The sequence below is a fragment of the Mesorhizobium sp. P3_A9 genome, from assembly GCF_056402975.1.
Map to the genome: position 1 here is coordinate 1 of NZ_JBFUGJ010000162.1, position 13,191 is coordinate 13,191.

The following is a 13,191-nucleotide window of genomic DNA, read 5'->3' on the forward strand; positions in this document are numbered from 1 at the left end:
GGTGTCGGGGCTCTCGGTTTCGGTCTCGTCTTTTGCTCGCTCGTCCGCTTCGGTCCTGACGGTCGCGGTCGGAATGTCGCGCGGCGCCCTTTCCTGCAGCAGGAGTTCAGCCGATTCAATGACCGGATCGCTGTGGAAACGGTCGCGCAGGCGACCCTCGAAGATCGCGTCGGCGACCGCCGCGATCGACATGCCCGAATGGTGGGCATAGTAATTCAGCACGACCGCGTGGTTGGTGCCTTCAGGCACGCGCTGCGGCGTGAAATCGACCGCATCGTAATAGCCGTGAGGGCCAAGCGCACCGATCTCGCGCAGACGCGCAAGGTTCTGCACCGCTTCGCGCGGGTTGAACTGCGCCGCCAATATGGTGGCGTAAGGTGCGATCACCGTGTTCTGGCCAAGGCCGCGCTTCAGGCCAAGACCGGGCACGCCGAAATTGGTGTACTGATAGGTCAGTTCCCGGTCGCGGGCGTTGTAGGCCGCTTCCGAAATGCCCCACGGCACGTTTTTCTGACGGCCGTACTGCATCTGGCGCTTGATGATCAGCTTGCTGGTCTGGTTGAGGATCGAGCCTTGCGGCTCCTTCATCACCAGCGGCGGCATCAGATACTCGAACATCGAGCCCGACCAGGACATCAGCGCGCCCTGGAAACCGATCTCGACGATCGGGCGGCCGAGTCGGAACCAGTGCTCGGTCGGCAGATCGCCCTTGGCGATGGCGAACAGGCTGGTCAGCCGCGCCTCGGAGGCAAGAAGGTCGTAGCAGCTTTCGTCGAGCTGGTGCTCCTCGACGCGGTAGCCGATCGACAGCAGCTTGCGTTCCGTTCGCATCAGGAAGGCGAATTCCATCTCGAAGGCGAAACGGCGGGTGCGCTCGCGCAAGGTCAGGAGCTTGGCGCGCAGTGCCTCGACGGCATTGTCGTCGCTGTGGGCGTCGTGAACATGCGCCTCGCAAGTGGCTTCCAGCCTCGCCGCCCAGTCGACGATGACGTCGCTCTGGGCCGATGCCGCCTCGGTGTGGATGGCGGTGGCAAGCTTGCGGATCTCGCCCGCCAGCACSGCGAGGTTGATGGTGCGGATCGAGGCCATTTCCGGCTGCGCCTTGATGGTTTCGACGGCGCGCCGCATGCCGTCCAGGCGGTCGACGAGACGCTGGCGCAGAGGCCTGAGCTGACGGCGGTCGTCAGGCAACTCATCGAGGCTTTCGCTCAGGATSGTCACCGTGTCGAGRAYGCCYTCGAAATCGCCCTGSAGGTGCACGGAMGGCGCTTCSGCCCATTCGGCRCARGCAGCSGCCACYGCCACMAGRTGKCCGGCGAGATTGCCGCTGTCGACAGCCGARATATAGAGCGGATAGAGCGGCTTCAGCGTCGTSGTGTCGTACCAGTTGAAGAGATGGCCGCGRTKGCGCGGCATGCTYTCGATGGTCGTCATGGTSGCRTCGATRCGGGTGATGGCATCGGACAGGCTGATCCAGCCGAAATCGCGCGCCGAGACGACCGACAGCAGATAGACACCGACGTTGGTGGGCGACGTGCGCGGAGCCACGACCGGTGCCGGGCTTTCCTGAAAATTGTCCGGCGGCAGATTGTGGTGCTCTGCCGTGACGAAGCTTTCGAAATAGTGCCAGGTCCGCCGCGCCACGGTGCGCAGCGTATGGATATCGGCCTGCGATATGCGCAGCCGGTCCTCGGTTTCGGCCGAACGGCTGATCCAGCTGGCGATCGCCGGCGAGCCGATCCAGAACAGGGCGAAGAAGAAGGCGACGAAGGCGCCGGTGGAATCGGCCAGCACCGGAATGGCGAGGCCGACGAAGCCGATGATCACGGCGCCGTACATCATGCCGTAATAGGAGCCGACATCGTTGTCGCCGGCCTTGTGCGCCTGCGAGGCGGTGCGCCATTCCAAAAGATTCTGGCGGCTGACGAACAACCGGTAGAGCGTGCGCACGATGGCATCGCCCATCATCCAGGCGTTGTGCGCCATCAGCACGATCTTCAGTGCCACCATGGCGGTGCCGAAGGCGACGTCGCGCGCCAGCGCCGAGAAATGGCCGCGCGGCGTCTGGTCGCCGCTCTTGGGCAGGATGGCGTTGACGACATCGAAAGTCGGCGCCATGAACAGGCTGAGGATCAGCAAGGCCTGCCATTGCGCGGCCTGCGTGAAGGGCAGCAAGGTCCAGCCGGCGATCGCCGCCATCACCCAGAAGATCGGCGTCAGGGAGCGGCGCAGATTGTCGACCATCTTCCAGCGCGACAGGGCCGGAACGCCGGAGCGTGGATCGAGGATGAAGCCCAGCAACTGCCAGTCACCGCGTGCCCAGCGATGGTGGCGCGAGGCATCGACCGAGTAGCGGGTCGGATAGTCCTCGACCAGTTCGACGTCGGTGACAAGTGCCGCGCGCGCCAGCGCGCCTTCGAGCAGATCGTGGCTGAGGACGGTGTTTTCCTCGATGCGGCCTTGCAGGGCGGCCTCGAAGGCATCGACGTGATAGAGGCCCTTGCCGGTGAAGGACCCGTCGCTGAAGACGTCCTGATAAAGGTCCGAGACGGCGAAGACATAGGGGTCGAGGCCGCGATTGGCTGAAAACACGCGCTGGAAGAACGAGGCTTCGTCGCCTGACGTCAGCGACGCGGTGATGCGCGGCTGCAGGATCGTGTAGCCGGCGGTGACAACGCGCTTCGTCGCGTCGAAATGCGGGCGGTTGAGCGGATGGCAGAGCTTGCCGACGAGGGTCGCCACGGCATCACGGGTGGTGCGCGTGTCGGCGTCGAGCGTCATCACATGGACGACTTTTTCCGGCAGCGGCACCTCGAGCGGCAGGAATGTGGTGTCACTGTCGCCACGCAGCAGAAGATCAAGCTCATGCAGCTTGCCGCGCTTGCGCTCCCAGCCCATCCAGGACCCTTGCGCGGCGTTGAAGAGCCGGCGGCGGTGCAGGATGTAGAAACGCGGCGCGCCTTCGGAGGGATAGCGGGCGTTGAGACGGGCGATCTCGGCGCGGGCATATTCGAGGATCTCGGTGTCGGCAGCATCGATCTCGATCTTGCTGTCGGGCCAATCCGACAGCAGCGCGAAATGGATCTCGTCGACCAGATTGGCAAGGTAATGCACTTCGATGTTGCGGATGTTTTCCTCGACATCGTCSCGCGAGCCGATCAGCGAMGGCACAACCACCAWMGTGCGCGCCTCGGGCGGCACGCCGTGCYGGTAGTCGTAGCCGATCAGSCGYGTCGGCTTGAGGAACAACGASACAACGGTGTTGAAGAAGGCAAGCGCRCCTTCGCTCGCCGGCACGGCAAACAGCGCCAGCATCAGCACGATCGAGGTCACCGACAGGCCGAGATGGGCTAGTGCATTGCCGGTGACGACGAGAAGCAGGGCCGTCAAGGCGAAGACCGGCAGGACGATGCCAAGCCACCCGGTCTTGGCGAAGGTCCGCTTGGCTATCTGGCTGATCGTCTGCCGATAGCCGATCGCCTTTTCCAGCTCGAGCCGGCGCGGGCCGACGAGGAAGAAGCCGACATCGGTATGCGCGGACGGAGCCGGAACGGAATCGTCGCCATCGCCGGCCGGTGCATGTTCGCTGGCGGCACGTTCGCTGGCGGCTTGGCCGGCCAGTTCGATGGCCTTTTCAGCGACACGGTATTCCGACAGGTTCGAGCGGCGCGCGAGTTCCTCGATCGCGGTTCGGTATTGGTCACGCGAGAAGAAGTCGAGCGCGGCGAAATCGGTGCGCTCGCGCAACACGGTGTCGATGCGGCTGACGCCTTCGAACCACACCGTCCAGTCGACGTCGTTGATGAGGCGCAGGCCGCGGATGATGTTGCCGGTCGTCACATTGCCGCTGGACAGCGTGTGATGCTCGGAGATGATGATCTCCTCGGCATCGGAGCCGGTCTTTTCGAGCTCGCCTTCCAGCCATTCCAGGGCCTTGCCGGCATTCTGCGATCCATCGCGCAAGCGGTAGAGAAGCTGGGTGGCGAAGGTGGTGTCCTGCGCATGAGCGCTGAAATTGGCCAGGATCGCCTGGCGGTCGGCGCTGTCGTCGGTCGCCAGCACCTTGTCGGCCACGTCGTTGGCGATCTGGCGCATCTGGCGGGTGCGATTGACCCTSACCGCCAGSCGGCGRAGATTTTCGATSAGCACGAAGCGCAGCAGCGATGGCAGCGCCCAGAGTTCACCGATCTTCAGCGGCTCGACCGACTGAAAGCCCTGGACGATGGACTTGAACATGGTCGCCGAGACGGAACTGTCCGAATGCGCCACATAGGTCCAGGCCAGCGCCAGCGCACGCGGCACTGTGCCGCCATCAGGCAGTTTCAGCGTCGGCAGCTGGCGATAGAAACGGCGCGGCAGATCGCGCTTGACCTGGAAAATGGTCTCCTCGACCAGATAATTGTTGTCGAGCAGCCATTGCGCKGCCGGAGTGATSGTTTCGCCCTTGGCCTGCGCCGCATTGGTCGAACGGTAGACTTCGAGGATCTTCTTGGCRCTGTCGCGGATGCGGGCCTGGAAGTCGAAAGGGGTCAGGCCGAACAGGTCGGCGAGATCGCCGTTTGCCAGGCTTTCGCCGAGCAGCCTGAGGCGTTCCTCCGGCAGGAATGTCGACCTTATCGGCTCTTCCGTGATGGCCGGGAAGCTGGCGCTGGTCTTCTCGATCTGGGCTGGATTCGTCTGAATATTCATTGAAAATTCCGTAAGCGGGCACACAGCGGCGTCACCGCCACGGCAATGGCCCTAAAACCGGTTCAAATGCAATTGGTTGCATAATCCCACTTGCCGAAAGTTTGTTTCCGCACCACGACAGGGCGTCATCTCTCGGCAAAAATTCCAAGACGAGCGCCCCTCTTCCCGTCGAGATCGATCGGCGGAGAGGATTCGGGCTTTTTCGTGATGCCGGCAAGAGCTTACGCTATATTTCGCCGGCAGCACGATCATGTTTGGAAACAGGCGGTAACCGTTGGCGCGAAGGCGTCAGGTCGCGATGGTTATCCGGATCACGAACAGCGTCGTATCCCGAGCAGGCTCAACCTTCAGGACGGGAGCATCCGGCCCGACCAGCAGCGTGTCGAGCGGCCCGAGGCGAATTGACCCAGCGCCGAGGAAAACGGCTTCGCCCTTGTGACACAGGATGAGGGTCGTGCCGGCCTGCGCCGCGATGTCCACAGGCTGCGAAATCGCCAGGCGCTTAACCTTATGCTGCATGCGGCCGCGGCGGCTCATGACGTTGAGATCGGTGATCGGGCCGGCGATCAGGGCGGCACTGGTCGGCAGGTCGGCCGGAAAGGAAAAAGGCGCGGAAGACGCCGTCAGCCGCGCCGCCGGTTGGCCCGCGACATCAAGCACGATCCCCTCGCCTTCCAGCACCGACAGCGTGCGGTCGATGCCGGCAAAGCTGGAGAACGGCCCGCTGCCCCCGACGCGGGCCATCGACACGCGCCAGTCGAAATCATCGAGGCCGGCGCCGTCAGGCGAGACGGCGATCTCGGTCGTCGTGCCGCCGCCGTTCTTCCACGGCATGACGCGGTAGTCGGCGGCACGAAGGATGCGCATGATTTCCGCCTATCACCGGAGAATGCCGGGCAGATTGAGCTGGTGCTCCTTGGCGCATTCGATGGCGATATCGTAGCCGGCATCGGCGTGGCGCATGACGCCGGTCGCCGGGTCGTTCCACAGCACCCTCTCCAGGCGCCTTGCCGCGTCCGGGGTGCCGTCGGCAACGATGACCATGCCGGCATGCTGCGAAAAGCCCATGCCGACACCGCCGCCATGGTGCAGCGACACCCAGGTGGCGCCGGACGCGGTGTTGAGCAGCGCGTTGAGCAGCGGCCAGTCGGACACGGCATCCGAACCGTCCTTCATCGATTCCGTCTCACGATTGGGCGAAGCCACCGAACCGGAATCAAGGTGATCACGGCCGATGACGACCGGCGCCTTGAGTTCGCCCTTGGCGACCATCTCGTTGAAGGCAAGGCCCAGCCGGTGGCGGTCGCCGAGGCCGACCCAGCAGATGCGCGCCGGCAGGCCCTGGAACGCAATGCGCTCGCGCGCCATGTCCAGCCAATTGTGCAGATGGGTGTTGCCGGGGGTGAGTTCGCGCACCTTGGCATCGGTCTTGTAGATATCCTCGGGATCACCGGAAAGTGCTGCCCAACGGAACGGGCCGATGCCGCGGCAGAACAGCGGGCGGATATAGGCCGGCACGAAGCCGGGGAAGGCAAAGGCGTTCTCGAAACCTTCATCCTTGGCGACCTGGCGGATGTTGTTGCCGTAATCCAGTGTCGGCACGCCGGCGTTCCAGAACGCCACCATCGCCTCGACATGCTCGCGCATGGAAGCGCGAGCCGCCTTTTCGACTGCCTTGGGGTCGCTGACGCGCTTCTCGCGCCACTCGGCCATCGTCCAGCCCTTCGGCAGATAGCCATTGATCGGGTCGTGGGCCGAGGTCTGGTCGGTGACCATATCGGGGCGAATGCCGCGCCTGAACATTTCCGGCACGATCTCGGCGGCATTGCCGAGCAGGCCGACCGACTTCGCCTCGCCGGCCTTGGTCCAGCGCTCGATCATTTCCATCGCTTCGTCGAGCGTCTCGGCCTTCTCGTCGACATAGCGGGTGCGCAGGCGRAAATCGATCGAGTCCGGRTTGCATTCGATCGCCAGGCAGCAGGCACCGGCCATGACGGCGGCCAGCGGCTGAGCGCCGCCCATGCCGCCGAGGCCGCCGGTCAGGATCCATTTACCCTTGAGGTTGCCGCCATAGTGCTGGCGGCCGGCCTCGACGAAGGTCTCGTAAGTGCCCTGCACGATGCCTTGCGTGCCGATGTAGATCCACGAGCCGGCCGTCATCTGGCCGTACATCATCAGGCCCTTCTTATCGAGCTCGTTGAACTTGTCCCAATTCGCCCAGTGCGGCACGAGGTTGGAGTTGGCGATCAGCACGCGCGGCGCATCGGCGTGCGTGCGGAACACGCCGACCGGCTTGCCGGACTGCACCAAAAGTGTCTCGTCCTCGCCAAGCGTCTTCAACGAGGCGACGATGCTGTCAAAATCGTTCCAGGTGCGCGCGGCCCGACCGATGCCGCCATAGACGACCAACTCGTTGGGGTTTTCGGCAACCTCGGGGTCGAGATTGTTCATCAGCATGCGCAGCGGCGCCTCGGTCGTCCAATAGCGGGCGTTGAGCTTGTCGCCGCGCGGCGCACGGACTTCACGGATGTTGTGGCGAGGATTGGTCATCATTGTCCCTTTCGGATGGCGGCGCGTCAGCGCCCGGCCCAGTCAATGGCGGTTTCGAGAATCTGCTTCAGCGTGGTACGGATCGGTGCCGCAAACCCGGCATCGTAGGGTACCGGCCAATTGTCCGGCTCACCCTTTTCATCGGGCTCACGCATGTAGCCGCGGTTGGAGAGCTCCATCTGCAAGGCGTGGACACCCTGTTGCGGTTGGCCAAAATGGCGTGTGATCCAGCCGCCCTTGAAGCGACCGTTGACGACAGCGGTTTCGCCGGTTTCGGCCATGATCTGGCTGACCATCGCCTGCAGATTCGGATCAGCGCTCTTGCCGTCATTGGTGCCGAGGTTGAACACCGGCAACGTGCCTTCGAACAGCCGCGGCAGCACCGAGCGGATCGAGTGGCAGTCGTAGAGGACGATCTTGTCGTGCAGGCCGCGCAGCCGGTCGATCTCGGCCTGCAAGGCGGCATGGTAAGGCACGAAGAATTTTTCGCGACGCTCGTCGACCTCCGACGGTCCCGGCTCTTCGCCCTCGCGGTAGAGCGGRTCGCCGTCGAARGTYTCKGTCGGGCAMAGGCCGGTGGTGGCCTGGCCGGGATAGAGCGAGGCGCCCGAGGGATCGCGGTTGACATCGATGACGGTGCGCGAGATCGCGGTGTGGACGACGGTGGCGCCGAGGCTGCCGGCGAAGTCATAGAGATTGTCGATCCACCAGTCGCAATCGCGGCGACCGAGCCAGGGCGAGACCAGGCGATCTTCGAGGCCGGCGAGGTCGATGCCGGTGTGCGGGATCGACACCAGCAGGGGTGCTGTGCCTTGGCTAACGGCGAGCCAGGGTGTGGCGGCCATCACGCCGCTCCCGAAATCGACGGCAGCGCCACCGCGCCGGCAGCCCTGACGGTCGCGCCACTGCGCACCATGGCGATTGCCTTTTCCATGTCGGGGTGGAAATGCCGGTCATTGTCGAGATGCGGCACTTCGGCCCGGACCAGCTTGCGCACCGCTTCCAGAGCGGCACTCGACGCCAGCGGCGCATGGAAATCGCAGCCTTGCGCTGCTGCCAGCAATTCGATGCCGATCACAGCCGTCGCATTCTCGACCATGCCGATCAGCCGGCGCGCGCCGTGCGCGGCCATCGAGACGTGGTCTTCCTGGTTGGCCGAGGTCGGGATGGAATCAACGCTGGCCGGATAGGCCTTCTGCTTGTTTTCCGAAACGAGCGCCGCTGCCGTCACCTGCGGGATCATGAAGCCGGAGTTCAGGCCGGGCTTCGGCGTCAGGAAGGCCGGCATGCCCGACAGCGCCGGGTCGACCAGCATGGCGATGCGGCGTTCGGACAGCGAGCCGATCTCGCAGACGGCAAGCGCGATCATGTCGGCGGCGAAGGCTACCGGCTCGGCGTGGAAATTGCCGCCGGAAAGCGCAGTGTCGTCCTCGGCGAAGATCAGCGGATTGTCGGTAACGCCATTGGCTTCGGTGCCGAGCGTGTCGGCCGCCTGGCGCAGCACGGTGAGTGCGGCGCCCATGACTTGCGGCTGGCAGCGCAGGCAATAGGGATCCTGTACCCGCTCGTCGCCGACACGGTGCGATTCACGGATAGCGCTGCCGGCCATCAGATTGCGCAGTGCATCCGCCGTCTCGATCTGGCCGGGATGCTTTCTCAGCACATGGATACGCGGGTCGAACGGAGCGTCAGAACCCTTTGCCGCGTCGGTCGACAGCGCGCCGGCGACCAGCGCCGACTGGTAGAGCACTTCGGCCTCGAACAAAGCGGCTAGCGCATAGGCGGTCGAAAACTGCGTGCCGTTGAGCAGCGCCAGGCCTTCCTTGGCGCCAAGCGTCACTGGTTCGAGACCGTGCGAGACGAAAGCGACCTTGGCCGGGAAGCGGCCATGCGGCGTGAAGCATTCGCCGACGCCGATCATCACCGCCGTCATGTGCGACAGCGGGGCAAGGTCGCCGGAAGCGCCGACGGAGCCCTGCGCGGGCACCACGGGGATGACGTCGTTGGCAAGCATCGCTTCCAGCAGCTCGATCGTCTCGGGGCGGACGCCGGAAGCGCCCTGAGCCAGGCTGGCGAGTTTCAGCGCCATCATCAGGCGGGCAATTGCGACCGGCATCGGCTCGCCGACGCCGGCGGCATGCGACAGCACGATGTTGCGCTGCAAGGTCTCGAGATCGCCGGCCGGAATGCGGACGCTGGCCAGTTTGCCGAAGCCGGTGTTGATGCCGTAGACCGGCTCACCCTTGGCAACGATCCTGGCAACGGCCTCGGCGCTCGCCTTGATCTTCGGGCGGCAGGCATCGTCCAGCTTCGGCACGGCGCCACGGTAGATGGCGCGCCAGTCGGCCAGCGTCGCATTGCCGGGCTTCAAGGTCAGTTCGGTCATTGTCCTCTCCAGATGCGGGCATGGAGCGGGTTGAAGCCCATGCGGTAAACGAGTTCGGCGGGACGCTCGATGTCCCAGATCGCCAGATCGGCGGATTTTCCGGCTTCCAGTGTGCCGGCCTTGTCGAGAAGGCCAAGCGCACACGCGGCCTCGCGGGTGACCCCGGCGAGGCATTCATCGACGGTCAAGCCAAAGAGCGTCGCGGCCATATTCATGGTGAGCAACAGCGAGGTGAGCGGCGAGGTGCCGGGATTGCTGTCCGTCGCCACCGCCATCTTCACCCCATGGCGGCGGAACAAGTCGACAGGCGGCTTCTTGGTTTCGCGGATGAAGTAATAGGCGCCGGGCAGGATTGTCGCCACCGTGCCGGCCTTCGCCATCGCGGCAGCGCCCGCCTCGTCGGTATATTCAAGATGGTCGGCGGACAGCGCGCCATAGCTGGCGGCAAGCGCGGCCCCATGCAGGTTGGACAGTTGGTCGGCGTGAAGCTTGACCGGCAGGCCCAGGGCCTTGGCGGCATCGAAAACGCGCGCCATCTGCTCAGGTGAGAAGGCTATGCCTTCGCAAAAACCGTCGACTGCATCGGCCAGTCCCTCGGCGGCAACCGCCGGAAGAATCTGCTTAGCGACCAAATTGATAAATGCGTCCTTGTCACCCTTGGCTTCGGGCGGCAGCGCATGGGCAGCCAGACAGGTCGTGCGGATCGTCACCGCCCGTTCGCCGCCCAGCCGGCGGGCGGCGCGCAGCGACTTCTTCTCATTATCGAGATCGAGGCCGTAGCCCGATTTGATTTCGATTGACGTGACGCCCTCGGCCATCAGCGCATCGAGGCGCGGCAGCGWCTSGGCAACGAGTTCATCCTCGCTGGCSGCRCGCAGTGACTTGACCGAGGARACGATACCGCCRCCGGCCCTGGCCACCTCTTCATAGGTGGCACCRGCCARCCGCATCTCGAATTCRTTGGCGCGGTTSCCGGCATAGACCAGATGSGTGTGGCARTCGATSAGGCCGGGCGTGATCCAGCGGCCCTCGCAATCAATGGTCTCGGCGCCCTGCCTAAGCGAAGCCGGCATTTCCGCCTCAGTGCCGGCATAGACGATAAGCCCGTCGCGGGCAGCAATTGCGCCTTTCTCGACGACGCCGAGGCCAGCCACGCCGTCGGCCATGGTCGCCAGCCGCGCATTGCGCCACAGACGAAAGCCGCTCTTCCCGTTTGCTCCAACCATCATCTTTTCCATTTGAAAGGATGGCGATTATGTATATACATATTGAAACGCGACGCAAGTGGTATCGTCGCTTGGGCATGCAGATTTGGAGGCGGATGTGACGGGGATCTTTGCGGAACAGGCGCTGCTGCCCGAGGGCTGGCAAGGCAATGTCAGGATCGCGCTGGATGGAGGCCGTATCGCCACCGTCAAAGCGGGAACCATTCCGCAGGCCGGCGACGAGCGCCACGCGATTCTCGTCCCGGGCATGCCCAATCTGCACAGCCACGCCTTCCAGCGCGGCATGGCCGGAYTGGCCGAACTTCGCGGCCCYTCCGCCGACAGTTTCTGGAGCTGGCGCGAGGTGATGTACCGYTTCGCGCTGTCGATGACGCCCGAYCAGGTSGAGGCRGTTGCCGCSCARCTCTATGTCGAGATGCTGGAGGCCGGWTTTTCACGCGTCGGCGAATTCCACTATCTGCACCACGACCGCGATGGAAAGCCCTACGCCAATCTCGCCGAGATGGCCGAGCGTATCGCCGCCGCCGCGAGCGAAACGGGTATCGGCCTGACACTACTGCCGGTGTTTTATGCGCACTCCTCCTTCGGCGGTGCCGCGCCGAACGAAGGCCAGCGCCGATTCATCAACGATGTGAATCGGTTCTCCATGCTTGTTGAGAAGAGCCTCGAATCGGTTCGCGCGTTGAATCAMGCYGTCGTCGGCGTYGCSCCGCACAGCYTGCGCGCCGCRACGCCGGAKGAACTGACCCAAATTGCCGCTTTGGCGCCGAACGGGCCGATCCACATCCACGTCGCCGAACAGGTGAAAGAAGTCGAGGACTGCCTTGCCTGGTCCGGCGCRCGRCCGGTCGAATKSTTGCTSGCCAACGCCRARRTCGACMAGCGCTGGTGCCTGATCCATGCCACCCATATGACCGACGCCGAAACCATCAGCATGGCGAAAAGCGGCGCCATCGCCGGCCTTTGTCCAATCACCGAGGCCAATCTCGGTGACGGTACTTTTGCCGCGCCATTGTTTGGGGAGCATGGCGGTCGCTTCGGTGTCGGCTCCGATTCCAATGTGCTGATCGGCCTGCCCGACGAATTGCGCCAGCTCGAATATTCGCAGCGCCTTGCCCACCGCGCCCGCAATGTGCTTGCCGTGGCCGGCGGCTCGACCGGCCGTGCGCTGTTCGACGCAGCACTTGACGGCGGCAGCATCGCGCTCGGCGCCGGCGCCTCGCGGATCGCCGCCGGGGCAGCCGCCGATCTCSTCTCGCTCGACGCCAAGACCCCCTCGCTGGCCGGCAAGACCGGCGACGCGATCCTCGACGCCTGGATCTTCGCCAATGGCAGCAAGGTCGACTGCGTCTGGGTGCATGGGCAGAAACAGGTCAGCGGCGGCCGGCATGCCAGGCGCGAAGCCATCGCCGAGCGGTTTCGCAGTGTGATGATGGCGTTGTCGGCATGAGCACGGTTGAGACAGTTGATGCTGACAGTGGCGGCTCGCTGCACCAGCGCATCCTGTCCGACATCAGCGAAAAAATCCTGTCCGGCGCCTGGGCGCCCGGTCATCGCATTCCATTCGAGCACGAGCTGACGACCGAGTACAATTGCTCGCGCATGACGGTGAACAAGGCCCTGTCGCAGCTGGCAAAGGCCGGGCTGATCGAACGCCGCCGCCGTTCAGGCAGCTTTGTCCGCCAACCGCAGTCGCAGGCAGCGGTGCTTGAACTTCACGACATCAGGATCGAGGTCGAAGCGCTTGGCCTACCCTATCGTTACGAGCGGCTGGAGCGCCTGAAGCGGCGCAGCAACGCGGACGACAGAGCGCTGCTCGGCCTGTCCTCAGCAGGGTCACTGCTATGGGTCGAAGGTCTGCATTTTGCCGGCGAGCGGCCATTCGCACTCGAGCAGCGGCTGATCAATCTTTCGGCGGTTCCGGAAGCCGGAGACGAAGAGTTCAGGGAAATCGCCGCCGGGCCCTGGCTGATCGGCCGTGTGCCGTGGAGCGAGGCCGAACACCGGATCCGTGCCATGGCCGCCGATGAGATTGTTGCCGACGCGCTCGACATCGACCCGGGCGCGCCTTGCCTGGTGGTCGAGCGGCGGACATGGAGTGCCGAGCATCCCGTGACGCATGTGCGGTTTATCTATCCCGCGGAAAGCCACACGCTGGTGGCGCGATTCACGCCGTCGCAGGGGTGAGTGATCTCCCCCCTTGTGGGGGAGATGGCCGGCAGGCCAGAGGGGGGCGCCGTAGAGTGCAAACCTCGAATGTGCCTGCCGGGAAACTTGTTTAAAGAGAAAGGCCGGCGGGACAGCGCCCCCCTCTGCCCTGCCGGGCATCTCCCCCACGAG

8 protein-coding genes are annotated in these 13,191 nt (G+C 64.5%); 2 read left to right on the forward strand and 6 right to left on the reverse strand.

Going from position 1 to position 13,191, the window contains the following annotated elements:
* The 6 genes from AC1DX0_RS20730 to hutI form a co-directional block, all read right to left on the reverse strand.
* The coding region (locus AC1DX0_RS20730; protein ID WP_477356662.1) for a glucoamylase family protein at positions 1–4,689 on the reverse strand (4,689 nt) is incomplete at its 3' end.
* Positions 4,690–4,977: 288 nt separating this feature from the next.
* Positions 4,978–5,556, reverse strand: coding sequence for a HutD/Ves family protein (locus AC1DX0_RS20735; RefSeq protein ID WP_477219121.1), 579 nt, complete (start codon positions 5,554–5,556; stop codon positions 4,978–4,980).
* Positions 5,557–5,568: 12 nt separating this feature from the next.
* Positions 5,569–7,242, reverse strand: coding sequence for a urocanate hydratase (gene hutU, locus AC1DX0_RS20740; protein ID WP_477219122.1), 1,674 nt, complete (start codon positions 7,240–7,242; stop codon positions 5,569–5,571).
* Positions 7,243–7,265: 23 nt separating this feature from the next.
* On the reverse strand, positions 7,266–8,084 hold the full coding sequence (gene hutG, locus AC1DX0_RS20745) for an N-formylglutamate deformylase (protein ID WP_477219123.1): 819 nt from the start codon (positions 8,082–8,084) through the stop codon (positions 7,266–7,268).
* A complete protein-coding gene (hutH, locus tag AC1DX0_RS20750) occupies positions 8,084–9,625 on the reverse strand; it encodes a histidine ammonia-lyase (protein ID WP_477219124.1) in 1,542 nt (513 codons plus the stop codon). The genes hutG and hutH overlap by 1 nt, the downstream gene beginning before the upstream one ends.
* Positions 9,622–10,851 (reverse strand): imidazolonepropionase, encoded by a 1,230-nt coding sequence (hutI, locus tag AC1DX0_RS20755; protein ID WP_477356664.1) that lies wholly within the window; start codon positions 10,849–10,851, stop codon positions 9,622–9,624. The genes hutH and hutI overlap by 4 nt, the downstream gene beginning before the upstream one ends.
* Positions 10,852–10,948: 97 nt before the next feature.
* Here hutI and AC1DX0_RS20760 point away from each other — a divergent pair, with 97 nt between their 5' ends.
* On the forward strand, positions 10,949–12,301 hold the full coding sequence (locus tag AC1DX0_RS20760; RefSeq protein ID WP_477356666.1) for a formimidoylglutamate deiminase: 1,353 nt from the start codon (positions 10,949–10,951) through the stop codon (positions 12,299–12,301).
* Complete coding sequence (gene hutC / locus AC1DX0_RS20765) at positions 12,298–13,038, forward strand: histidine utilization repressor (RefSeq protein WP_477219127.1); 741 nt, start codon at positions 12,298–12,300, stop codon at positions 13,036–13,038. Before AC1DX0_RS20760 ends, hutC begins: the two co-directional genes overlap by 4 nt.
* Positions 13,039–13,191 lie beyond the last annotated feature (153 nt).